Origin of the sequence: Sporosarcina koreensis (assembly GCF_001531445.1) — a bacterium.
In the GTDB taxonomy this organism is placed as follows: Bacteria; Bacillota; Bacilli; order Bacillales_A; family Planococcaceae; genus Sporosarcina; species Sporosarcina koreensis_C.
This window is the reverse complement of sequence record NZ_LQYA01000039.1, coordinates 17,384-41,312: the sequence shown is the minus strand read 5'-3', so window position 1 is coordinate 41,312 and position 23,929 is coordinate 17,384. Positions and strand designations below refer to the sequence as shown.

Annotated in this window: 21 protein-coding genes; 1 reads left to right on the top strand and 20 read right to left on the bottom strand. The window is 43.8% G+C overall.

Going from position 1 to position 23,929, the window contains the following annotated elements; all coding sequences use genetic code 11:
• The 7 genes from AWV70_RS06335 to AWV70_RS23370 form a co-directional block, all read right to left on the bottom strand.
• A partial coding sequence (locus tag AWV70_RS06335) for an ABC transporter ATP-binding protein (RefSeq protein WP_060205319.1) occupies nt 1-513 on the bottom strand: 513 nt, incomplete at its 3' end.
• Nucleotides 514-617: 104 nt separating this feature from the next.
• A complete protein-coding gene (locus tag AWV70_RS06330; RefSeq protein WP_060205318.1) occupies nt 618-1,877 on the bottom strand; it encodes a substrate-binding domain-containing protein in 1,260 nt (419 codons plus the stop codon).
• 237 nt (nt 1,878-2,114) lie between these two features.
• Entirely contained in the window at nt 2,115-5,312 is a 3,198-nt protein-coding gene (locus tag AWV70_RS06325; RefSeq protein ID WP_060205316.1) for a BTAD domain-containing putative transcriptional regulator, read from the bottom strand.
• Between the two features lie 284 nt (nt 5,313-5,596).
• Entirely contained in the window at nt 5,597-7,198 is a 1,602-nt protein-coding gene (locus AWV70_RS06320) for a gamma-glutamyltransferase family protein (RefSeq protein WP_060205314.1), read from the bottom strand.
• 135 nt (nt 7,199-7,333) lie between these two features.
• Nucleotides 7,334-7,621 carry a hypothetical protein gene (locus AWV70_RS06315; protein ID WP_060205312.1) on the bottom strand — a complete coding sequence of 96 codons (288 nt, stop codon included), beginning with the start codon at nt 7,619-7,621 and terminating at the stop codon, nt 7,334-7,336.
• 607 nt (nt 7,622-8,228) lie between these two features.
• The gene (locus tag AWV70_RS06310; protein ID WP_060205311.1) at nt 8,229-8,528 is read right to left on the bottom strand and encodes a hypothetical protein; all 300 of its coding nucleotides are present in this window, start codon (nt 8,526-8,528) and stop codon (nt 8,229-8,231) included.
• Between the two features lie 6 nt (nt 8,529-8,534).
• Nucleotides 8,535-8,771 (bottom strand): DEAD/DEAH box helicase family protein, encoded by a 237-nt coding sequence (locus AWV70_RS23370; protein ID WP_160327636.1) that lies wholly within the window; start codon nt 8,769-8,771, stop codon nt 8,535-8,537.
• Here AWV70_RS23370 and AWV70_RS06300 point away from each other — a divergent pair.
• Nucleotides 8,753-9,499, top strand: coding sequence for a plasmid pRiA4b ORF-3 family protein (locus tag AWV70_RS06300; RefSeq protein WP_153009912.1), 747 nt, complete (start codon nt 8,753-8,755; stop codon nt 9,497-9,499). The genes AWV70_RS23370 and AWV70_RS06300 overlap by 19 nt on opposite strands.
• A gap of 241 nt (nt 9,500-9,740) precedes the next feature.
• Here AWV70_RS06300 and AWV70_RS06295 read toward each other — a convergent pair whose 3' ends face one another.
• From AWV70_RS06295 to pseI, 13 genes are all read right to left on the bottom strand, one after another.
• Complete coding sequence (locus AWV70_RS06295) at nt 9,741-11,051, bottom strand: Na+/H+ antiporter NhaC family protein (RefSeq protein WP_060205305.1); 1,311 nt, start codon at nt 11,049-11,051, stop codon at nt 9,741-9,743.
• A 190-nt stretch (nt 11,052-11,241) separates the two neighbouring features.
• Complete coding sequence (locus AWV70_RS06290; RefSeq protein ID WP_060205303.1) at nt 11,242-12,018, bottom strand: sulfite exporter TauE/SafE family protein; 777 nt, start codon at nt 12,016-12,018, stop codon at nt 11,242-11,244.
• A 42-nt stretch (nt 12,019-12,060) separates the two neighbouring features.
• Nucleotides 12,061-12,693: a response regulator transcription factor gene (locus AWV70_RS06285; RefSeq protein WP_060205301.1), complete on the bottom strand. Its 633-nt coding sequence runs from the start codon at nt 12,691-12,693 to the stop codon at nt 12,061-12,063.
• The gene (locus AWV70_RS06280) at nt 12,686-13,729 is read right to left on the bottom strand and encodes a PAS domain-containing sensor histidine kinase (protein ID WP_235588559.1); all 1,044 of its coding nucleotides are present in this window, start codon (nt 13,727-13,729) and stop codon (nt 12,686-12,688) included. Before AWV70_RS06280 ends, AWV70_RS06285 begins: the two co-directional genes overlap by 8 nt.
• Before the next feature lie 162 nt (nt 13,730-13,891).
• Nucleotides 13,892-15,316, bottom strand: coding sequence for an MBL fold metallo-hydrolase (locus AWV70_RS06275; protein WP_060205299.1), 1,425 nt, complete (start codon nt 15,314-15,316; stop codon nt 13,892-13,894).
• A gap of 15 nt (nt 15,317-15,331) precedes the next feature.
• Nucleotides 15,332-15,904 (bottom strand): DUF1641 domain-containing protein, encoded by a 573-nt coding sequence (locus tag AWV70_RS06270; RefSeq protein WP_060205297.1) that lies wholly within the window; start codon nt 15,902-15,904, stop codon nt 15,332-15,334.
• 30 nt (nt 15,905-15,934) lie between these two features.
• The gene (locus AWV70_RS06265; RefSeq protein WP_060205295.1) at nt 15,935-17,128 is read right to left on the bottom strand and encodes an FAD/NAD(P)-binding oxidoreductase; all 1,194 of its coding nucleotides are present in this window, start codon (nt 17,126-17,128) and stop codon (nt 15,935-15,937) included.
• A gap of 254 nt (nt 17,129-17,382) precedes the next feature.
• Nucleotides 17,383-17,670 (bottom strand): oligopeptide/dipeptide ABC transporter ATP-binding protein, encoded by a 288-nt coding sequence (locus AWV70_RS06260; protein ID WP_060205293.1) that lies wholly within the window; start codon nt 17,668-17,670, stop codon nt 17,383-17,385.
• A 174-nt stretch (nt 17,671-17,844) separates the two neighbouring features.
• Entirely contained in the window at nt 17,845-17,910 is a 66-nt protein-coding gene (locus AWV70_RS25285) for a hypothetical protein (protein ID WP_414714822.1), read from the bottom strand.
• Nucleotides 17,911-18,159: 249 nt separating this feature from the next.
• Nucleotides 18,160-18,825: a class I SAM-dependent methyltransferase gene (locus AWV70_RS06255; RefSeq protein WP_060205290.1), complete on the bottom strand. Its 666-nt coding sequence runs from the start codon at nt 18,823-18,825 to the stop codon at nt 18,160-18,162.
• A 182-nt stretch (nt 18,826-19,007) separates the two neighbouring features.
• A complete protein-coding gene (locus AWV70_RS06250) occupies nt 19,008-21,053 on the bottom strand; it encodes a sulfatase-like hydrolase/transferase (RefSeq protein WP_060205288.1) in 2,046 nt (681 codons plus the stop codon).
• A 30-nt stretch (nt 21,054-21,083) separates the two neighbouring features.
• The gene (gene pseC / locus AWV70_RS06245; protein ID WP_060205286.1) at nt 21,084-22,235 is read right to left on the bottom strand and encodes a UDP-4-amino-4,6-dideoxy-N-acetyl-beta-L-altrosamine transaminase; all 1,152 of its coding nucleotides are present in this window, start codon (nt 22,233-22,235) and stop codon (nt 21,084-21,086) included.
• A 1-nt stretch (nt 22,236) separates the two neighbouring features.
• Entirely contained in the window at nt 22,237-23,289 is a 1,053-nt protein-coding gene (gene pseI, locus AWV70_RS06240) for a pseudaminic acid synthase (RefSeq protein ID WP_060205284.1), read from the bottom strand.
• Nucleotides 23,290-23,929 lie beyond the last annotated feature (640 nt).

Here is a 23,929-nt window from a genome sequence, read left to right as displayed (position 1 = left end):
GAGCAACAGCACTTCCGTATCGAGCGCAAGCAGCATTGCGATTTCAAGCTTCCGTTTCTCCCCGTGGGATAATTGGCTCGCGATGGCATGTTCTTTTCCGTCAAGCAGCACAAGGGCAATCAATTTCTCCGCCTCTTCAATGAGCTGCTTATAATGGATAAAGTGGCGAATCATTTGATACCGGATCTTCTCCTTTGATTGCACAGCCAACCGGACATTTTCCAGCACCGTCAAATTCGGGAATACATTCGTAATCTGAAATGAACGGCCAAGCCCTTTCCGCGTCCTGGCTACCGCCGATAAAGGAGCCATCGATTCGCCTTTGAAGAAAACGTCTCCTTCTGTCGGTTTTAGCTCGCCGCTCAATAAATTGAAAAACGTCGTCTTGCCCGCACCATTCGGCCCGATGATGGATTTCAAGTGCCGTGGCGGCATTTCAAAATTCACATGCGATACGGCCGTATGCCCGCCGAATCGGATTGTCAGATTTTCTGTTCGTATAATCGGTTCCACTCGTTCTCCCCCTTCCCCGTCCTTCTCAATCGGATGGAATTTTCAATCCGATTGAGAAGGACAGCGAGTTCACTGTCCTTCCATACTTCATTTTCCAAAGCTGATCAGTTAGTAATCGGAGGCTCCGTTTCGTCAGGCGACAGCTCCCTGATCAAGACCGGAACCGGATATGGAACACCATCTTGCTTTTCAAGCTTGATGGAATATAGCGTTTGCAACGCTTGGTGATCTTCTGCACGGAACGTCATCGTACCTTTTGGCGTTTCAAATGACATGCCTTCCATCACTTTGATAAGCTCATTTCCGTCCGCGTCGCCATTCGTCTTCGTCAATGCTTCAACAATTGCGATTGCAGCCGACATGCCGCCTGGTGTGAATAAATCCGGAACTTCGCCGTTATAGCGTGCCTTATGTTCTTTGACGAGCCAATCGTTAATTTCATTGTCAGGAAGTGTATGGTAGTAAACGGAGAACCCTTCCATGCCGACGAGCGGCTCCATGATCGACAATGCTGGAATATCTGGTGCACCTGTCGAGATTTTGATGCCTTTCTCTTGCATCTTCAAATCAGCAATCTGGTTCCAAGGCGAGTTCGCCCCAGCCCACACGACAAACATATAATCAGGATCTGCTTCAATGATCTTTTGCAAATTGGATGTGAAATCCGTTGCCGCCGGATCTGCAAATTCTTCGATAACGATTTCCGCTCCTAAATCTTCAGCAGCTTTCTTGAACGCTGCGACGCCATCCCATCCGAATGAATAATCCGGTGCAAATGTCGCGATTTTCACGCCAGGACCTGCAATCGCAGCAGCTCCCGCAACAGCATCCTGCGACGAGTTACGCGCCGTCCGGAAAATGTACGGGTTGAATTCGGAACCAGTAATGCTATCAGCAACAGCCGGCTCGACAATCATGATTTTCTCGTACTCTTCCGCTAATGGAAGAACCGCGAGCGTGTCGCCAGAACTAGAGGAACCGACTAGGAAATCGACTTCATCCTCTTCTAAAAGCTTTGTTGCTTTTTGGACTGCGACTTCAGGTTTCGTTTCCGTATCTTCGAAAACGACTTCGATTTTCTTGCCTGCGACTTCCATCGTGCCGCCAGTCGCATATTCAAGACCGAGCTCGAAGCCTTGTTTTGTTTGCTTTCCATACGACTCGAGCGCTCCAGTCAATGAGGCGAGGACACCGATTTTGATTGTGCCGCCTTCTTCACTGCTTGCTTCGCCCGATACAGGCGTTGTATTCGATGACGTTTCCTTTTCAGAAGACGACGCTTCCCCTTCTTCCGATTTACTGCAAGCCGCGCTAACGACGAGCATCAACGCAAATAATAGAACGAACCATAATTTCTTCTTCATACTGCAACTCCTCTCTAAATCGTTTTGTAAACGCTTTCTTCCTGTCTACTACTCTATTAGAGGGGAGTTGCAAAAGAGTTACAAAGTTGAATGGACCTTGATTGCGAAAGAATGGACTTTGTCGAGAAGAATAGACCTTGGCGCGGGGTAAATGGACCTTGGATACAAAAGAATGGACCCTGAAGCACAAAGAATGGGCCCTTGCAAAAACAAGGACCCATTCTAATTAAACCAACTCTATAATTCATTTATAATCATCTTATGCATCTGCTCTGTCGTTTCCATCGGTTCGATGGCGAGCTCGTCTTGCAAAACAGATTGGCATTTGCGATACCATTTGATGGACTGCGGACGGTTTTGGAGTTGATAATGTGCGTACATAAGCAAGCGGTACGCTTCTTCCCATGCCCGGTCGATCCGCAAAAGTTTCTCCGCCCATTCAATCGTTTTTCCGTAATTTTGCAATCTCGTATAGGACTGGGCAAGCCGCTCCAGCGCTTGGATATACAGCTGTTCGACTCGCTCTCGCTCTTGCGCAATCCATTCGACGGACAGCTTTTCCTCGAACAATTTTCCTTTGTACGATGCGGTTGCTTTCAATAAAAGCTCTACAGCTTTCTCGGCTGTCTTTTCCGACAAGCCCGTCTCTACATATTTTTTGAACCGTTCAAGATCCGTCCGGATATCTGCTTTCGGGTTCAGCCGGTACATCGTCTGTTTGCGGTGAATGAAAAATGGATTTTCCCTTGCACCTCGATTCGGCTCAATCACTTTCAGCAAGGCATTCAATGCTACTTTGAAATCGCGGTCAGCACTTTTGTCGTCAGCATCTCCCCATAACGCTTGCATGATTTCCTCTTTAGGGACGAACCGGCTTTTATTCAACAATAAATAAAGGAAGATTTCCTTTGATTTATCACGTTGCCATTTTCGGTCATCTACTTCATCAAGTCCAAGATAGATTGTAAACGGGCCTAGCGAATGGACGTCGATTTTATAGCCTGGATGTGAAAAAGTATCTTCCAATTGAAGGAGATGGATGGCGTGTTGAATGCCAGGCTGTTCCGGATGAAGGCGCCGCGCATTAAGAAGTAAAGGATGGATGGACTGTCGATCGAACGGGCCGAAGATTGTGTCTGTTGTCAGGAAGAAGGAATAATCCATGCAAAGTGTGAAAAACCGTTCTGTTGCATTCGAAAATCGTTCTTCTTCATTACCAACCCGGTCATACAAATTCATCGACCAGAAAGCCGTCACCATCTCTCCGTACACATCCCCACACGTTTGGAATAACCGATCTGCTTCTTGTAAATGGTGTTCCGTGTCCTTATCCTTGCCGGCGTAAAAATGAACAATCGCGAGTCCAATATGAATCAAGGCCGAAAGCCAACTGTCATTGACCTTCTCCGTCTCCCGCAAGCCTGCTTCTCCGTACCGGATCGCTTCAGCAAATTCTCCTTGTCGGGCAGCCACAATCGACAAACCCATATAAGGTTCCGCGTTCCCACGCGACACATTCAGCTCATCCATCCGCTCGATCGCATGAAGATAATGCTCCTTTGCAATGGCTACATTGCTCGAATCGGCTATGAATTTCGCGTGTCCCATCCGAATGAGGCCGACCGCTTCGATGAAACCCGATTTCTCCACCTTTCCTAGCTGGATTCCCCTCGCAGCACTCTCCAGAGCGAGCTCGTTCTCTCCCGTCATTGAGTAAATTAATGAAAGTAAAATATCCGTTTCACGATGCGAATCCGGCAATGTAGAATTATCGATACGTTCCCCCAAGATCGATTGCGCATCACGTAATTTCCCTGTCCTTAACGCAATCCTTGCATCCAAATTTCCTTCCCGAAGAATTGTCCCATCATGGATTTCTTGTTCCACCCACTTTGCGGCGTCTGCAGCTTTGCCAAGATTGACGAGATTCTCTGCGAATTGCCGTTTCAACAACTCCATTTCCAATTCGCTTGTTCTTTCGCTTTTCTCAGCGAAAAGTATGGCATTCATCAAATACGGATCCGCCAAGCCGGGTTGGATTGTGTCGAGATAAATATTTGCGACTCCGGCATGGGCACGCCCGGCATAGTAATCGTCCCCCTTCTCCTCCGCCGCTTTGATGCAGGAGGAATACGCAACTCTCGCTTTCTCGTAAAAAGCACGGTACCGATGCGCTTCTCCTTCAAAATAATAAAGAGGATAAAATCTTTCAAGCATGTCCGGCGATAGGCTTTTGATAATATCGAGCAGCCACTCGAACTGTCCGGCTTTGATCAGACTGGCGCCGTTATCAACGATGATTTGCCCGATGAAGGAAGGGTCTCCACTTTTGACCGCATGGGAAATCGCTTGGACCGGGTTCGACTGCCGCAGGTAAAATTCCGCCGCCTGCTTCTGGCTAATATAATATTGATCAGAATCGAGCGTCTGCCATTTGCGCTCCAAAAATTGCTGGAAGAGGGCATGGTAACGGAACGTCCCTTCTTCAAGCAATTGGATGAACACATGGCGTTCCGCTAGCTGCTTAAGTATACTCGACGCTTCATTCCCATAAAACTCACTGACAAGCTGCAAGGAAAACGTCGGAAAGATCGAAAAGGCCAATAACCAATCCTTTTCTTCCTCACTCATCCGGTTGAACACTTCCTCGGACAGATAGGCGAACAGCTCATGCAAGGCGGGCTTCATCGCAGTCGGCAAATGAGGTTCGCCGCCAGCAAGATGGAGCGCCAGCAGATTGACCGCTATCGCCCATCCTTCCGTCAACCGGATGACTGAAGCCGCCTCTTCCTCCGTTAACGTCTGATCAAAATAATCCTCATAGAAAACGGCGACTTCCTCTTCCGAAAAGAGAAAGTCTTCCTCTGTTAATTCGCAAAGCTGCCCTGTCACCTTCAGCTTGACGATGCTCGCCCACCGCGGACGGTTCCTCGTCGCGACAATCAAATGGATGTTCGGAGGCAAGGAACCGATCATCTTTTCAACAAGATAATTGACTAAAAACACATGGTCGACATGATGGAAATCGTCGATGACAATGAATAGGGAGGTGTCGATTTCACAAAGTTCATTCATGAATAGGGCGAGCCATCGTTCAAGATCCATTTCCTTCGGTTGCAACGTCGGCTCCTCCCATTCTGACAAGGAAGCCCCGAATTCAGGTACAACACGACGAATGCTTTGCGTCAAGTAGGTGATAAACGGAAGGACGTCGTCATCTTCATCCGTCACGGAATACCAGCTGTATGTCGCGTTCGTATCCTGGAAATACGCAGAAAGTCCTGAACTCTTTCCATATCCGGCGCCGCTATGCAATAACGTCAACTTCACCCGATCCGCCAGCTTCATCTTTTTAATGAACGAAGCTCTCCGCATATACGTGGAGGATGGCGTCGGGGGCATCAGCTTGGATAGTAAAATGGGCTTTGTCTGCATCGATTCTCACCTCACCCTAGTGTCACTTTGTAACTAGTTTATCATAAGAAGGTTCTGAATTGGATGACTTTATCGAGAGGTAATAAAAAACCTCCTTGGCAGTTTCGTCAGGAAACTGTAAGGAGGTGCATTTCAATCAAATCGCTTTTTTCAATACTTTAACATCTAATGTCAGCTCGTCTAACCTGGCATTAAAAACGCATCAAACCGAAACGTCCGTTCTCAAATAACGTATATACCTTTTCCATCAAACTTTCAATATAATTCGGAATTCGACAATTTTCTCACCAAACCGCAATTGATCCATCGGTCCTCGATTCGGTACCCCCTGCAAGGACGCCTGTTTCAGGGTTACGCCAAATAATCTGCCCTCTGCCGAATGAACCGCCGTCCAATGTTGGGACGACTTGATGCCCTAATCGGGCGAGTGCTTGCGCGATATGGTTCGGGAAGTTCGGTTCAACGTGCACTTTATTCCCCTCAATCCATTGCCAGCGCGGTGCGTCCAACGTCGCTTGTGGATTCAACTGATAGTCGACCGTGTTGACGACGACTTGGAAATGCCCTTGCGGCTGCATGAAACCGCCCATGACACCAAACGGGCCGACCGCTTGTCCATCTTTCGTCAAGAATCCTGGGATGATCGTGTTATACGTCCGTTTGCCCGGCTTCAAAACGTTCGGGTGCGTCGGATCTAGCGAAAAATCCATCCCGCGATTTTGAAGCGTGATGCCCGTTCCAGGTACGACGATCCCTGACCCGAAGCCCATATAATTCGATTGGATGAATGAAACCATATTCCCCTCTTCATCTGCGGTAGCCAAATAGATCGTTCCGCCTCGAGGAAGCTCATATGGCTCCGGAACTGTCGCCCGTTCCTTAATTTCCACGGCGCGTTTCTTGGCATAGTCCTTCGACAGCAATTCCTTCACATCAATTGGCATATCTTTTTGTTCGGTGATGAACGCTTTTCCGTCAATGAATGCAAGTTTCATCGACTCGATCTGTTCGTGCAAGGAATGCACGTCTCCCGCTACTGCAGGATTCATTTCAGAGAAAATATTGAGCGCCATTAGCGCCACGACGCCTTGTCCGTTCGGCGGGATTTCCCATACGTCATAGCCTCTATAATTGGTCGAAATCGGGTCGACCCATTCCGCTTTATACTTTTCAAGGTCAGATTTGCGGAGATAGCCATTGTTTTCAGCCACATGCGCGTCAATCAAATCCGCGAGCTCACCTTTATAAAAGGACTCCGCATTCGTTTCGCCTATGGCACGCAATGTTTTCGCGTGATCCGGCGACTTCCACATTTCTCCGATTCCAGGCGCTCTGCCGTCCGGCGCGAATACTTTGAACCATTCATCGAATTCAGCAGAGTCTAGCGATTTGAATTTATTATAGGCTATTTTCCAGTACTTCCCTAAAACCGGCGTCAATGGAAACCCTTCCTCCGCATAACGAATGGCAGGAGCAAGCGTTTCGATCAATGGCAGCTTTCCGAATCTTTTCGATAGTTCCTCCCAAGCAGAGGGAACACCCGGAACCGTAATCGGCGTGAAACCGAATGTCGGAATCTTTTCATGCCCCGCTTCTTTCATTGCATCCAACGTCAACCTTTCCGGCGCAGGTCCGGATGCATTCAAGCCATACAGCTTATCCTTCATCCAAACAATCGCAAACGCATCGCCGCCCATTCCGTTCGTTGTCGGCTCGACGACCGTCAGCGCAGCGGCCGTTGCAATTGCAGCATCAACCGCATTACCGCCCATCTGCATCACTTCAATGCCCGCTTGTGATGCGAGCGGTTGCGATGTTGCCACCATCCCTTTTCGTGCAAATACAGTGTGGCGTGTTGTAGTATGTGGGTTATATAAATAGTCCAATGGAATTCCCCCATTTTTTCTTTTATTATACGATACTTTCAAGAGAATGGTGGAAAACTTTAGAATAGTTGTTTATTATTTTAGCAATAAAAAATCCCGCTGGATGCTGGCTGCATCGTAGCGGAAGTGTTAAGTTCATAAAACCTTTTTTAAACGATGTACGTCTGCCTGAGTTGAAACCACTGCAGAGTTCAATACTTCAAACTTCGCATCGACTGTTTCCACTTTGTCTTCTAGACGCTTCAAATCACCCTTCAAGACATTCACGTCTTCCTTCAAGACCTTTACATCAGCTTTCACTGCTTGAATTTCTTCCTTCAACTCAATTTTCGTTTCTTTTAGTTGGTTAGAAAGCCCCAACATTTGGTTAGACAGCTCCATTATAGCTTGCAAGATCGCTTCTTGGCTTACAGATGAACTCATCAACTTCAGCTCCTTTCCTTTGAATTACTTTCCTATATCTATTTATCTGTTAAGGACGTTTTTATCTGTCCTCCAATAATAACACGATATCGGGTGATTAGCTTACATAAATCGACAATTTCCGGTGCCTGTGCGAGACACATTTATGATAATTCGACAAAAGTAATATTAATGCAAATAAAAGTCAACCATCAATTGAGACAGTTGACTTGTTGGTAATGGTTATACAATAGAAGTGTATTATCTGAATAGTATTTCACAAAGGCACCGGAAAGATTCAGAAGAGTTGCATCTGTTCCGAACTTTTCGCTTCGTTACCAGCAGTCACATACCCCATCGAAGCGAATCCTGCCGCTCTTTTTTTATGCATATTCACAAAAATCGGAACATGTTTATCGACATAATCATATACACTGACTTCTTTTTTTATCGGGATAATCGCGGTGTAAACGCCCCACGTATTGCTGAAGAACGCCTTTCCACGAAATAGACATGGGTAAGAACAGCGTATCTAAACGAGGATAATCAAATCCTTCGCCAATATACTTGCCAGTCGCAATGATTAGCAATTCCTCTTTTTCACTGATTGACTCCAACTTTTCAAGCGCTAAAACAATTCTTCAACATGTTGAACTCTTTCCGTTAAAATCAAGGGCGTTCTGCCTTCCTCCAACTCTAGCAGCACATCATTGAACAAACGTTCATTCCGTGCTCGATTCTCAATTAATTCATTACAAATCTCCTGAAACTTTTCGGAATCCGTCTTTAATGAAGTGCTCCGCACAATAATCCGGTGATTGTAGAGGCGTATTTTTGCCTGTTCCTTCGCATCCACTTTATAAATGACAGGCCCACATTGCATTGTAATAATTGGATGCAGCCCATGTTTGCGTGTCAGAATTGCCATCAATCTCTAGACAAATTTTGCGCGGATTTGTTTCATCACTCGCTTAAAGGTGACAGCAGACAAATGATGGAACTCATCCACGATCACTTGCCCATATTGTGTAACAACTGGGTCCATTCCTCCATCCCTTGACAGCGACTGAATTATCGCGACATCAATCAGTCCAGTTTGCTTCCGTTTTCCTCCTCCGATTTGATCGATTTCATCCTTCGATACATCCAGAAATGCTGAAAGTTGCTCCACCCATTGCTGCATTAATTGCGATGATGCCGATCTTAGTGTTCGAACGGAACCTGTATGCCTGGAACATCGCTACGCGAAGAATGGAAGGTGAATCCGAGTGGTTTCCAGGCGCACCATCGGATTGGATTCGGAACTTCGGGATTTCCAAGGCCGATCTGGCATGCATTGAAGACATTTTCGACGAAGATCAAAGCGGACAACCCTTCTATCTTCCGTTCATTCCGCTGTTTCCCAGTGGTACATTGTCAAATGCCTTGCCGCGCGAGCAAAAGCGCTGCCAAGTAGGAGCTTATACATTTAATGTGATGTATGAAACCGATACTTGGCGCAAGCTCAAGCTTCCAGGCGCATACACAATGGATGATTTGCATCACAACATTCTTCTATCTTATGACTTTGAGGATAATCATTTATATTCATTTTTCATGGACAACAAAAAATGGTCCAACAATTGCATCGCCTCTCCAAATGACGATCTAGGTCACGCGGACGCATCAAAAGTCCACATCGATAGGAACGGTTTTGTTAAAGGACAACAATTCCTTTATGTATTCGATTATGGCGCTGAATGGACATTCCGAGTAACCGTTGAGGAGATTGATGAGCAGGATACAAACGATTTCACACCACAACTTGTCGATGAAAAAGGTCCAAGCCCGAAACAATACTTTGATGAGGATTGGGATGAAGATGACGAGGATGATGAAGAGGATAGGGATGAATGGTAATCTTCCCATTTTGGGTGCCTCTTTTTGGGTGCCTGTGCAACGCACATTTATGACAATTCAACCAAACTTATAAAAATTCAAATTGAAGCCAACTGCCCTTTGAGACAGCTGACTTTATGATTTATTTTATACAATTGTAGTGTATAATCTGAATAGTTTCATACACAGGCACCGAAATAATAAGCTAAAATAAAGGGCTGTTCCAAAAGTCTGTTCGACTTTCTGGGCAGCCCTTTCCCATTTACTTATCCTTAATCGCGCCTTTAAACCGCGGATATCCAATCAATATCGCCACAACACAGCAAATCCCCATCAATACAGGATAGAATGAGTAGACGATGATGCTTAACGGTGAAATCGCCGCTAAACCCGCGGCCGCCAATACTTGGACACCGTAAGGCAAGACGCCTTGCCAGACGCTTGAAAACGTATCGAGCAAACTGGCGGATTTGCGGGGATCGATGCCGTACTCATCGGCGATGCGCTTTGCGACCGGCCCCGTAATAATGATTGCGATTGTATTATTGGCAGTTGCAATATCCGCAGCACTCACTAAACCTGCAATACCGAATTCGGCGCCTTTTTTCGACTTGATGTTGCGTGTAATGACCCACAACAAGTAATCGATGCCCCCATTATGCTGAATGATCCCGACGATTCCGCCAATCAAAATGGAGACAATCGCCAAATCCTCCATCGACAGTATCCCAGCGGATGCCGCCTGTAAGACGCTATCCAACTGGTAGGATCCATCCAGTAGTCCAATGACACCGGCAAAAATCGTACCGCCTACAAGCACAATCAATACATGTGCGCCCAACAATGCCGCCACTAAAACAGCCAAATATGGCAAGATCTTTATCAATTCGAATGGATATTCACCTGTAAGTTCCGCTGAATTGCCATGCGTCAACAGAGCAAGGAGAATCATCGTCAGTATCGCACCCGGAAGAACGATGAAGAAATTCACTTTGAACTTGTCCTTCATTTTTGTCTGTTGCGTACGGACCGCCGCAATCGTCGTGTCCGAAATCATCGACAAATTATCCCCGAACATTGCGCCGCCAATGACAGTTGCCATGGCGAGAGCTACTGGGATGTCCGTTTGGGAGGCAATCCCTACACCGATTGGCGCCAACGCGACAATCGTGCCCATTGACGTCCCCATTGAAATCGATATGAAACAGCCGATGACAAACAAGCCAACAATGAGCAGATTCGCCGGGAGCAAGGACAAACCTAGATTAACCGTTGACTCAACGGCCCCCATTCCTTTCGCCACTCCAGAAAAGGCACCAGCTAACAGAAAAATGACGGCCATTAAAATGATATTCGGATGCCCCGCATGCTTCATAAATACATCGACCTTTTTACTGAACGTCTCCCGCCGATTCATTACGAGCGCCACAGCAGCCGCTATAAGCATCGCCACGTTCAAAGGCATATTGGAAAAGTCTTTCGTCAAAATCCCTGACCCAATAAACAGGACAACAAAGACAATAAGCGGCAAAAACGCCAAAAGACTACCTTTTTTTAATTGTTCATTCGACATATGCATTCCTCAACTTCATCATTTTCATTTATTGATGGCAGTTCATATCACGTACTGCGAGCTACCCAGTATAACATAAAAATCAGCTATTCATTCGAGTTAACTACTCGTTTGAAAGCTGATTTTGGTTACGTTCTTGTTAAGCGTGCAATGATTGGTGCACAGTTGAACGGGATGATTAATATAACAACTACAAGATATCCATCCAGATCTTAATAGCAGTTGCGCCGATCAAGACGGCAAGGATGCCTTGTAGGATTTTGGTGTTCACTTTTCCGCTTAGTTTTGCCCCAAGCGGCGCTGCGATAAGGCTTGCGATAATCATAATGACGGCCGGGTAATAATCGACTTGCCCGGTAGACACTTTGCCGATCGTCGCACCAATCGAAGAGATGAACGTGATAGCGAGGCTTGTCGCAATCGTCATTCGGGTCGGGATGCTGAGAACGACAAGCATGATTGGAACAAGTAAAAATCCTCCGGCTGCACCGACGATGCCTGAACCGATGCCGACGATGAACGCAAGTCCGGCAGCGAGCGGTTTACTGAACGTCACGTCTTCCATGGGAATGTCATCGATCTTCTTTTTCGGCACGAACATCATAACAGCCGCGATTAGCGCGAGCACCCCGTAAACGATATTGACGCCACCCTCCGAGATGAACTTCGAGCCGTAGCTTCCGGCAAGGCTGCCAAGTAAAATGGCCCCTCCCATGTAGATGATGAGCGATTTATTCAAATAACCGCCTTTTCGGTATGCCCAGACGCCCGCAATGGAAGCGAAGAACACTTGGACCGCACTAATGCCAGACACTTCATGTGCCGTGAATGCAGCCAACCCGAATAACGGAGGAATGTAAAGCAACATTGGGTATTTGATGATGGAACCGCCAATTCCAAGCATTCCCGAAACGAACGAGCCGATGAAGCCAATTAAAAAAATGGTAATGATAAACGTGAAATCCATCCGATCCACTCCTATGCTATGTACCTACACCACTGCAACCGATCACACGTATCTATTCACAAGCCCATATTGGATGAATTCCGATTTATCCTTCAGTTCGAGCTTCTGCATAATATTCGCCTTATGGTTTTCCACCGTTTTACTGCTGATAAAAAGCTTTTTCCCGATTTGGACGTTCGTGTACCCAAGAATCGTCAAGCGAACAATTTCCTGTTCCCGGTTCGTCAACAGCTCGGCCTTCTCCTTGCCTTTCTGTTTGAAGAGCCTCTCGAGCTGTTCTTCCGGTAATCCGACCTGGTAGTAGCGCTTCCCTTCATGCACAGCTTTGATGGCTTCATATAAAACATTGCCTTGACTGTTCTTTAATAAATAACCGTGTGCCCCCACTTCAATACCCTTTTGGATATAAACGATTTCATTATGCATTGTCAGTAGGATAACTTTAACGCCCTCCAGCCGCGTCATAATCTCCTGTGTTGCAGTGAAGCCATCGAGACCATCGGGTATGGAAATATCCATCAAAATGACATCAGGCTGTGTACTGGCCGCCAACTGGATCGCCTCTTCCCCATCCCCCGCCTCACCGACCACTTCAATATCCTGATGGTTTTCAAGAAGGAGGATGATTCCCTTGCGGATCAACACATGATCATCGACAACGAGCACTTTAATCATAAGGCGCATCCTCCTTGCATTTCGGAATTTCTATTTTGATCTGCGTCCCTTGTCCCAGAACCGACTCAATGGAGAACGTGCCGCCTAACTGGTCGATCCGCTCTTCCATATGCTTTAATCCAAGCCCTTCATTTCTAATGGACTCGATGTCAAAACCGACGCCGTCGTCTTCCACAGTCAACTCGATGTGATTTGAGGTTCGGTTCAATTGAATGAAGACGTGCCGGGCCGATGCATATTTTAAGACATTATGCATTGCTTCCTGCACTACACGGTAGACATTGATTTCTACGGAAGGATCGCACCGAGCCGTCGAGTTCGCATCGAAACGAATATTGATCTCGGGATGCACTTTTTGGAGAGACTCAAGAAGCGACTTCAAAGACGGAATGATACCGAGCTGGTCGATGCTATGCGGTCGCAGCTGATGTGAATAAAGCTTAATATCATTCATCACTTTCTCGAGTTCAAGGCGCACTTCCTCGATATATGTATTGAGTTTTGGATTATGGACATACGATTCGATCGCCTGCAGCGCAACGGAGATGGAGTACAGCGATTGGCCGACACCGTCATGAAGCTCCTGCGCCAGCCGCTTATGCTCAGACTCCTTCGCTTCAATCAACTTCTTGATCATTAGCTTTGAAAAACGGGCTTCCTCTTCCTTCAGCTGAATGGTTTGGTCGCGCAGGACGAGCAAATACTCCCGCTTCTCCGTTTTGCGATCTGTGAACATAAGAGCTGTGCTCATTTCGACATCGATTTTGTTCCCATGATACGTAGGCATTTTGGACAGGAAATAAGGCACTTCATTGCTTTCAATCAAATAACAGCGATTCTCTCCTTCTTTGAGATTCCGATTCTCGCAAAACGAACAGAATGGCACACGGTCGTTCATATTCCAGCCAGTCAACCGCTTTGCCGACGGATTCATAAGCAGGATTTCCCGACATTCGTCCATGATGATGATGCCGTCCTGGATATTTTGGAAAATCTGTTTCAAATATTTATTTCCGAGCTGCATTTCGTCCATCATGCGCACTTCACCCCTTCTGCCTTTAACAAGATCGTATCATACCCGCGCATATGAATTTTAAGAAAAATGCCATCCCGATCACAGGCTAACGGAAAAGCCGCCAAGGAAAAGCGTTTGGCGGCCACCGTTTAACGAGTCAATTACCATCAAGGGGCATGATGATTACGTCGTCACGCTATTCTCTTCCTGTGAAACCTCTCTTTTCCATCTGCCGTAACCGCCATCCATATTGACGACATCTTTCACGCCTGCTGCCTGCAGAATGCTGACTGCGATTGCGGAACGACCTCCAGATAGGCAATGAACGATCAATTTCTTATCGTCTTCCACTTCATCGAGCCGCTTCCTCAACGTCCCAAGCATAATATGCTGGGCTTTATCAATGTTGCCAGCATCGTACTCCGACTGATTACGAACATCAAGAAGATTGACATCGCCTTTAGTCAGCATCTTCTGCGCTTCTAGCGGAGAGATGTTCTCATATGTTTCAAGATCCGTCGCTTTATTCAAGATGCAATTGACGTCCGCAAAGCCTGCGACATTATCAATACCGATTGAACGAAGTGCGCTAAGGATTTCATGGAGCTGTGCAGGATCTGTCAGCAAGTAGAGCGACTTTTCATAATCGACGATCCAGCCAGCCCAGTTGGTGAACGAATTGTTCAGCGGAATATTGATCGTTCCCTCCATATGGCCGTCGGCGAAATCCTTCGCATGACGCGTGTCAAGGACTTGATGGCCTGCTGCCACTGCTTCTTCCGCTTCTTCGACCGTCTCCAGCACTTTCAACTCGGGAAGATTTTTGATAAGCTCAATGCCGACTTTGTTCACATGTTTCATAACCGCGAAATAATACGGTGGCTCCGGCTGCCCGTCGAGCAATGCAGCGATAAAGTCCGCTTCCTTGTCAAACTGCATCGCCCAATTGAATTGTTTTTCATAGCCGACAGTCGTTGACGGCACTGCACCGAGCGCTTTCCCGCATGCGCTGCCCGCACCGTGCGCCGGCCACACTTGCAAGTAGTCCGGCAGCTCCTTGAATCTCTTAATGGACGTAAACATCGCCCGTGCGCCAGATTCAGAAGTTCCTTGCATGCCAGCAGCCTTTTCAAGCAAGTCCGGACGACCGACATCTCCGACAAACACGAAGTCGCCGGTGAAGATGCCCATCGGCTTATCTGCGATTCCGCCACGATCGGTCAAGAAGAATGAAATGCTTTCAGGGGTATGGCCAGGCGTGTGCATCGTTTTAAAGACAAGGTTGCCAATGACAAATTCATCCCCATCCTTAAGAAGTTGATGGTCAAGGTGGCTAATGTTCTCGTACGTCCACCCCTCGCCCCCTTCATCTGAAAGATAAAGTGTCGTCCCGAACCGATCCGCAAGCTCCCGCGAACCCGAAACGAAATCTGCGTGGATATGCGTTTCAAGCGCACCGATGATCTTCATGTTCTCCTTCTCCGCAAGTTCCGCGTACGGTTCGATATTGCGCATCGGATCCACAACGACGGCAACGCCTTTCGCCTGGCAGCCGACCAAATACGAAGCATGCGCCAGTTTTTCATCATAGAAGTAACGTAATAGCATAGTTCACTGTCTCCTTTATTTATTCTGTGCCGTCCGCTCATTCAATACGTCCAGCGTCGCTTGGACATAGCAGAGTCCTTTTTGGACGGCAGGATCCTTCAACCATTTGACGAGCGAGAACATCTTCACATTTTGCGGATTGCAATCAGCCTTTTGCTGCACTTCCTGATAGAAAGACAATCCTTCCTTCCCTTTCTGCAAAAACGGCTCGGCGTACTCCTTTAGATTGGAAACGAGATAGTCAGTGGATTGTTCATCCTTCAGGACAGCGGATACAAAATCGATAATGTTCTCGAGCTGTTCGATCATTTGAACGAGTTTCGGCAGTTTTTCCAGCAGCGTCACAAGCGAAGCGACTGTTTCCAAGCTCAAGTTATAGGATGAAAACAACTCATCGTATTTCCGTGTCGTGGATTCGTCCTGCAGCACGGCTTTGCCAAACTGTACGGCATTCCCGATTGAGTCAATGCTTTTCTCGATTTCGGGAAGTTTCGTCAGAAGAGATGTCAGCGACTGCTGGATTTCAGGGCGTTCCAGTTCGCTGATCAATTGCATCAAATCTCCTTCTTCATGAATAGTCGCACTCATTTTTGCCATCCTCCCTCCGTAATGAAACGCTTACATCGTCCCTTTCAGCATCCCGTCCCAATACATGACTGGAAGCAGTTCCTTCTTCAAAATATACATGCTTGTCCGCTCGACTGCCTGATTAAACGGCATCGACTCGGCCGGCTTCTTATCATAATCGAATTCTGCCAAAATGAGCTTGTTGTAGCCCGTGACAAGTGGACACGATGAATAGCCGTCGTATGTCGCCTGCATCTGTTGCCCGCGCATGAGCGCCACTATATTATCCGCTACGACTGGCGCCTGCTTTCGGATCGCCGCACCCGTTTTCGACGTTGGCAAATTCGAATTGTCTCCGATCCCGAACACGTTCTCGAAGCGTGTGTGCTGTAATGTATGTTTGTGGACATCGACCCATCCTGCCCCATCAGCAAACGGGCTGTTTCGAATAAAGCCCGGAGCCTGCATATTTGGTGTTACGTGAATCATATCGTAGGCAACTTCTTCAATTTCCTTCGTATCCAGATTCTCAAACACGGCAATCTTTTCGTCCGCCTTGATCTCAATTAGACTTCGGCGTAACCGTGCATCTATCTTCTTACGGTCAACCACTTTCTCAAGCGCGATCCGATACTTGTCAACATCGAATAAGGCTGGATTTGCGCTCCCGAAAATGATCGTTGTCGCATCGCGCACCCCTACGCGATTGAAATGGTCATCCGCCAAATACATAATTTTCTGTGGCGCTCCTCCACACTTGATCGGCGTCGCCGGATGGGTGAACAACGCCGTTCCCCCTTTGAATGAACGGATCGTCTCCCATGTATAATCGACATGTTCGTAGGAATAGTTGCTGCACACATTTTTTGTCCCAAGTGCTTCCGCCAATCCTTTCACAGCGTTCCAATTGATCTCAATCCCTGCAGCAACAACGAGATAGTCATACGTAAATGTACCGCCATGTACAGTAGACACTTCATTCCGCTTCGGCTCAAAAGATGTTACCGCATCTTGAATCCATACAGCCCCTTCGGGAATAAGATCCTTCATCTCGCGCTCGGAATCCTCTTTCTTCGAATCCCCGCCGCCGACCAATGTCCAAAGCGGCTGGTAATAATGCTTCTCCGCCGGATCAATGATAGCGATCTCGCCTCCAAACACTTTCGATTGACGAAGCAATCGGGCCGCAACCGAAATGCCCGCCGCACCTCCACCTACAATAACGACTTTAAATGAAGTTTTCATTTGTCAGCCTCCCCACAGGTTTACGTGAATTTTTAAAACAATCAATCTACACTTATTATAGTGGACAAGATCAGGACGAAGTATAGGGGAAAACCCCTATAGTGATCGATTGGTTGTGCAAGACGCAATTATGACTATTCACCTTAAAGTAGATAAATGCAAAATAAAGCCAACCATCATAAGTGATAGTTGACTTCCTGATTTTCTTTGTGTATTTGTAATACATAATCTGAATTGTTCCTCACACAGGCACCTTAAAAATTCTTCCGATACTTGTCATCATACATATGACAACTCACAGTTCTTAGCGAATTGTCCGGGATTTCCTTCGGTACCACTGTTTTACAAACATCCATTGCAAATTGGCATCCTGATGGAGGGGCTGCCGGGTTTGGTACGTCGCCTGCTAATATGATCCGTTCTTTCTTCACATCCGGATCCAGTGAAGGAATGGCTGACATTAAAGCCTGTGTGTAAGGGTGCAAAGGATTTTTGAATAGCTCTTTCTTTTCAGCTAGCTCTACGATCCTCCCTAAATACATGACACCGATCCGATCACTGACATGCTTGACAACGCTCAAATCGTGAGCGATGAAAATATACGTCGGTCCAGAATGTGGTCTGTGTTTGTAGAAAACTAGCCAATCTCGACATTAAATCTTTTATGGAATACAATTCGAGCCTCTTTGAAATACTTCAATTAAATCCTTGGTTAGTCAAATATCGACATACTCTCGGAAATAGTCATAAGGAACGGAATAATACATTCGCTCAACTTGAATATGGTAGTCCCGTTGAACTTTTGCTGTTTTCCATTATGTCAGTTGTAACGTGTTTTAGGAAGCATTTAAAGATGAGATTTCTCTTCTTCCTCAAACACCTAATACATATGTGATTGTCTTTTCTACTTGATAACTATTACACATCAAGTGATATCAAGGAAAACTATTAAACTTATTTTTTTCCTGCTAAACATTATTTTCTCACTAACATGGGACTTAGTCTGCAACAGTAAAAACCAAAATGAAGCTTTATCGCTTCTCAGCAATCACTCTAGCTAAAAATGGATCTTCATCTTTATAAATTGAAAACCCGGTACCTTTATAAAACTTATTTACCGAGAATCCCCTATTAATTAATTCAACTAAAAATGTATCAGTTTCCACAAATCTACGGTAATGATCATCATATACTTTAGATCTCACTGCATCTTCGGCTGTTCTAAACTCTGCTACAAAACATGTTCCTATTGGAGTATTTTCGACCAACGTATCCAGCAATATTTTTTCTGTCTCTACATCAATCGCATGCAATAAAAATCGTAAATAAAGAATGATTCTTTTATTTTCTAAATCTGCTTTACTTGTTACGACTGTCAATATTTCTTGCAACGATTTTTGATCACTTAAATCAACCTTTGAAAAGTAAACCTCTCCAATAGGCCGTATTTGTTCAACCCTCTTCTTATTTGTTGAAATCGCTTCTTCGGAACCATCAATCCCAAAGACGTCGTATCCCTCTTCGGCAAATGAAAACGAATCTCTACCTAAACCACAGCCGATGTCTACAACAATAAAATCACCCTGAAGTTCATTTCGTATTTTTTTGCAAAAAGAAGATTCCTTATTTATTAACTGTTTTTTGTAAAAATTATCCCAATAATTACTGTTCTTGTGTATTAATTTATCAGAAATCATTTATAGAAGACCCCAGTCTATTAAGTTTTGCAGCATTTTATTATTCGAATTGACTATATTTTTTCTACTTTTTTATTCATCAATCACACAGAAACAACATCATTTATTCGGGGAAAGGAACTGCAGAATTCAAACCCGAAATGAATAGTATCTTTCTAAAAGATATACTGTTCAAATAACGTTTATTTCCACTTAATGAAATCTTTAATATGTTGGAAAATAACTTCTTCATACTTATCTACAATATCACTCTGGGTAGATGACGTTTCCTCACCTGTTTCTTTGTTTATTAAACTTACTTCATACTCATCCACTTCAAATGTCAAATCGAATTGTACTTTTTCCTTTGTCTCAAAGCGAAATACGTATGTCTCATCCTCAATCCTTGCCTTATATGTTTGATTAGGATGCAATAATTGAGTAAGGGCATATTCTTTTTCTTTATTTCCGCCAAAAATCTTTGGTAATTCCCCGTCTATTTGATCCGTTAACTTTAAATCACTAACTTTGAGTAATATCGGTAATAAATCTACCAATTCAATAATTTCATTACTATGGGTATTGGGAACATATTTCCCTTTAATCATTAAAGGGATCTTCGTTCTTCCCGAATGTAAAATTTCATCCTTGTCTTCAATATATGTTTGCCCGTGATCAGAATGTAGTAATACAACTACATCATCTTCTACATAATTTTTATTAATATAATCAAATAGAATCCCCAAAAAGAAATCTACTCTTTTTATCTCCAAGTTATACTTATAAATTTTAGATTCATCATACATTGTATGGACAGATGTTACACCTTTGTTATTTGTTTTTACACGATAGGATAAATCTGTTTTTGTTTCAGCTAATAGATGTTGTTCAATTTCATCTGTGGCGTTATGGACATCCATTATCGATATTGAAATGAAATTACTTTTATGCTTAAAACTTTCGATATGCTCAATTGTTTCCATAATAGTGTCTCTAACGTCCATCCCGCCCATGAAATTTTGATAAAGAATACGATCAAAGCCTTTATAATATCCAAAAGCTGGATTAGTACGCCAATTTGATGATATTTTTGCTGTCAAATAACCTGCTTCACTAAAGTATTCTGGTATTAGTTTGTGATATTTTTCAAATGAATAGTAATTAAGTGCAGGATGTAATAATTTATGTGTAGATGGGTATTTCCCTGTATTAACAGTCGCTTTAGAAGGCATTGTCCATTCACTTGTTGCATAGCAATTAGTAGAAATGAAGCCCTTCTCAAAAAAATTGTATATATTAGGTACTACCTCGCGCATCCCCCTCTCTTCTAAAAACTTCATAGATAGTCCATCTATAAATATTTGCAAAACTAACCTCTTGGAAGGGTTATTCATTGTTTCTTGAATTGGTTTTCCAACAAATATGTTTTTGTCAGACTGTATAACAAGATTGCCGGGTTCGCTTATTCTTATATAATGAATTTTATTATGAATTAAATAGGTATTCTCAAAAATGTATTCTTTGCTATTCAAATAAAATTTTATCTTCGTTTGTGGTTCCATCAAGGAGATAGGAATCACGGAAGGATAGTCTAAAACTAATTGAAGTTCATGGTTATTTTCTTTTCCTTTAATGAGTTCACTTTTAAAGAAAAATCTACTATTTGCATCTACGCTGGTGACCCCCATAGATTGATACATGTTAAATAAATACTGATTTCCTTCATTTTCTTTAAAAATAGTCCGCATTTGATCCTTCTCTTGTGTATTTAAGGGGTAAATTCTGTAATCTCTTTCATTCAATAAACACTTTTCAATTTTGTATTTATTAATTACTGACGCAAGAATCTTTCCATTTTTCCGCCTTACACTTTTCAATATATTTTCAACCAATTCAACAGTTTCCAGATTCTTCTCTTTATCAATTGCATACTTAATTGCGAGAATGCCATGATGTATTGAATCTTCAAATCGTTCAATTTCATTTAAGATATAGCTAAGATTGTAGTGAATGTCCGAATTAAATGGATGTTTGATTATCCCTTCTTCCAATATTTTCAAGGCTTTAGTAGTATCGCCTATTTGTAGGGCATAAATAGCTTTTTGTGAACAAATAGTTGCATTGTCTATTCCATTCCCGCATTTATTAATTAATTCACCAACACGTTGTATATCCCCAACAAAAAATGCCTCCTCTATAGCTTTACTTATTTGTTTGAAATACTCATTTTTTTCTCCTATTAAGCCCATTATATATCACTCCACGACATTCTTAATTTCTCATAGTATATCAAGCACTTTCTTTAACGCTAAAACAACATCCCCGACATCCTCATCCGTCATCCCCGGATAAATCGGTAAAGTCAATGCCTGCTCATACCATTTCTCCGCGATTGGACAAAGCCCTTTCTCATAACCTAATTCCTTATAATAAGGTTGCCAATACACAGGTATGTAATGAACATGGACACCAATATTCTGCTCACGCATTTCATTAAAAATCTCCTTGCGCGGCTTATGCAGCACCTGGCTATCCAATTGAATCATATATAAATGCCAACCTGATTCTGCTTTTTCCATTTGTTCCGGCAAAACAATCCCTGGAATCGCTGCTAACTTCTTATTGTATAATGCCGCAATCTCACGGCGACGTTCAATAAATCCATCAATCTTACACATCTGAGATACACCAAGTGCTGCTTGCATATCACACATACGATAATTAAATCCAAGTTCAGTCATTTCATAGTACCAGTCGCCCTGTTCGATAGCATAGGGTGTCTTTCCAATACCATGGCTACGGAATAATTTTAGTTTTTCATAAAACGCTTCCGAATTAGTCGTAATGATGCCACCTTCACCTGTCGTAATCGGCTTAACTGGATGAAAACTAAACATTGTCATGTCTGCCTGCGAGCCTACCTTGCTCCCTTTATAACTAGCACCTAAAGAGTGGGCACCGTCTTCAATCACTATTAAATTATGACGCTTAGCAATATCCATAAGAGAATCGATATCAACAGGTTGCCCTGAAAAATCCACTGGCATGATCACTTTCGTTTTCGTTGTTATTTTTCCCTCTATTTCCAATGGATCAATATTGTATGTATTTTCATCTATATCCGCAAAAACAGGCGTTCCACCACAATATAATACCGCATTCGAGGTAGCCGCAAACGTAATTGGTGTTGTAATCACTTCATCGCCAACACCAATTCCAGCAACATAACAAGCAGCATGTAGCGCAGCCGTCCCATTTGCAAAAGCAACTGCATATTTCACTCCCACATAATTGGCAACCGCCTTTTCGAATTCCTCCACTTTTGGTCCTTGTGTTAAAAAAGGCGACCGCAATGTTTCCACGACCGCCGCAATGTCATCCTCATCTAATTGTTGTTTGCCATAAGATAAGAAACTATCCCTTTTTTTCATATTAACTTAACAACTCCCAACAAAGTGGTGTGCCTGCTGTTAACTTCTTATTCGATTTCATTTTTAGTACTTGCTCGTAATATTTAGGTTCAAGTCCATACCCTGGTCGTATCACCTTAATATTTTCCTTTGTAAAAGCTTCTCCTACTTCAATATCCTTCGCCACATAGATTGATCTCCTAAACTTCAACGAAGCTTTTTCTTTTTCCGTTGGTCCATACGTTACTTTGCCCATTGCCTGCCATGCACGTTCTGTTTCTTCTACAAGTGCCGACATTTCATGTGGCTCTATTGAAAACGCCGAATCCACACCGCCATCCGCACGTGACAGTGTAAAATGTTTCTCAATAACTGTCGCGCCTAATGCGATACTTGCGACAGCAACACCTGTCCCCATCGTATGATCAGACAATCCGACTTGCACATTAAATAATTCACGCATATGTGGAATTGTAGAGATATTCGTGTTGTCGGCTGTAGCAGGATAAGTGCTTGTACATTTGAGCAAGATTATTTCATTACACCCTGCTTCACGAGCGGTACGTACCGTTTCATCCAACTCTGCAACTGTCGCCATCCCCGTTGATATAATCATCGGCTTACCTGTCGCCGCCACTTTTTTGATCAAAGGAATATCATTATTTTCAAATGAAGCAATCTTATAAAGCTGGACATCCAACTCTTCTAAAAAATCAACAGCTGTTTCATCAAATGGCGTACTGAAAGGAATCATCCCGAGTTCACGTGCACGGTCAAAAATTGGCTTATGCCATTCCCATGGTGTGTAGGCTTCTTTATACAAGTCGTATAAGTGCCTTCCTTTCCATAAATTCCCCTCGTCTTCAATTACAAAACCCTTGCCTTTCACATTCAACGTCATCGTATTTGCGGTATAAGTTTGAATTTTAAGAGCATGAGCTCCCGATTTTGCAGCAGCTTCAACGATTTCCAAGGCACGTTCCAGTGATTGATTATGATTTCCTGACATTTCTGCAATGATAAAAGGTCTTTGACCTATTCCAATCATTGCTCCCTCAATTTTTATGATAGACATTTATTTTGCTCGCTTTCTTCTTGTTCTTAACTTTCACAATCAATTAACATAATATCTCTTCCTAAAACGTCAAATGCTAACACTTTCATAGAATCCTTATTCAGTTTCCCGAATTTCAAAAACTCAAAACTCTTTCTGTTCAAATGACATTTGTCTATGATTATCACCAATAACATTATTATCCATTTGTGTTTTGCAAAATAAAAGTGCAGAGAATTGCAGCCAAACTTGGCGTTGGCGTTGCAACTTTACATGGAGTGGTGGGCATGATAGCCTTGCGTAGGCAAAGCCAACCCTTGATATAATAGTTTCTTTTGTTGGTACTCATGCCCGCAGAGGCTCTATGTCAAGTTGCAAAATTATGTAATTACAATTGCAATACTCTGTATTGTTTCATTGCAAAAAACACCATTAATAAACTACTTTTGTTTAATTCACTGACCTTTGCAAATTCCATTCAATTTAATCCACATTTCCCCTTCACTGTAATGAATTACCACTGAAATTTCGTTAAGTAAATGATTTAATTTATTCGCATCTAACTGATTTTCGTAATTGTGATATATACAATTACATCAAAATTAATTTATTTCGATGTTCATATATGGGTAGTGGATAAGCGAATATTTTCTTATTATTG

What these genes read in the sequence shown, in the direction of transcription:
- AWV70_RS06295 (WP_060205305.1), bottom strand. Translation starts at nt 11,051, where the DNA reads ATGTCGAATGAACAATTAAAAAAAGGTAGTCTTTTGGCGTTTTTGCCG.
- AWV70_RS06260 (WP_060205293.1), bottom strand. Translation starts at nt 17,670, where the DNA reads ATGTATTTAGGGAGGATCGTAGAGCTAGCTGAAAAGAAAGAGCTATTC.
- AWV70_RS06315 (WP_060205312.1), bottom strand. Translation starts at nt 7,621, where the DNA reads ATGAGTTCATCTGTAAGCCAAGAAGCGATCTTGCAAGCTATAATGGAG.
- pseC (WP_060205286.1), bottom strand. Translation starts at nt 22,235, where the DNA reads ATGAAAAAAAGGGATAGTTTCTTATCTTATGGCAAACAACAATTAGAT.
- AWV70_RS06275 (WP_060205299.1), bottom strand. Translation starts at nt 15,316, where the DNA reads ATGCTATTACGTTACTTCTATGATGAAAAACTGGCGCATGCTTCGTAT.
- AWV70_RS06255 (WP_060205290.1), bottom strand. Translation starts at nt 18,825, where the DNA reads ATGATTTCTGATAAATTAATACACAAGAACAGTAATTATTGGGATAAT.
- AWV70_RS06250 (WP_060205288.1), bottom strand. Translation starts at nt 21,053, where the DNA reads ATGGGCTTAATAGGAGAAAAAAATGAGTATTTCAAACAAATAAGTAAA.
- AWV70_RS06290 (WP_060205303.1), bottom strand. Translation starts at nt 12,018, where the DNA reads ATGGATTTCACGTTTATCATTACCATTTTTTTAATTGGCTTCATCGGC.
- AWV70_RS06270 (WP_060205297.1), bottom strand. Translation starts at nt 15,904, where the DNA reads ATGAGTGCGACTATTCATGAAGAAGGAGATTTGATGCAATTGATCAGC.
- AWV70_RS06265 (WP_060205295.1), bottom strand. Translation starts at nt 17,128, where the DNA reads ATGAAAACTTCATTTAAAGTCGTTATTGTAGGTGGAGGTGCGGCGGGC.
- AWV70_RS06285 (WP_060205301.1), bottom strand. Translation starts at nt 12,693, where the DNA reads ATGATTAAAGTGCTCGTTGTCGATGATCATGTGTTGATCCGCAAGGGA.
- AWV70_RS06325 (WP_060205316.1), bottom strand. Translation starts at nt 5,312, where the DNA reads ATGCAGACAAAGCCCATTTTACTATCCAAGCTGATGCCCCCGACGCCA.
- AWV70_RS06300 (WP_153009912.1), top strand. Translation starts at nt 8,753, where the DNA reads ATGCTGAAAGTTGCTCCACCCATTGCTGCATTAATTGCGATGATGCCG.
- AWV70_RS06310 (WP_060205311.1), bottom strand. Translation starts at nt 8,528, where the DNA reads ATGGCAATTCTGACACGCAAACATGGGCTGCATCCAATTATTACAATG.
- pseI (WP_060205284.1), bottom strand. Translation starts at nt 23,289, where the DNA reads ATGTCTATCATAAAAATTGAGGGAGCAATGATTGGAATAGGTCAAAGA.
- AWV70_RS06330 (WP_060205318.1), bottom strand. Translation starts at nt 1,877, where the DNA reads ATGAAGAAGAAATTATGGTTCGTTCTATTATTTGCGTTGATGCTCGTC.
- AWV70_RS06280 (WP_235588559.1), bottom strand. Translation starts at nt 13,729, where the DNA reads ATGATGGACGAAATGCAGCTCGGAAATAAATATTTGAAACAGATTTTC.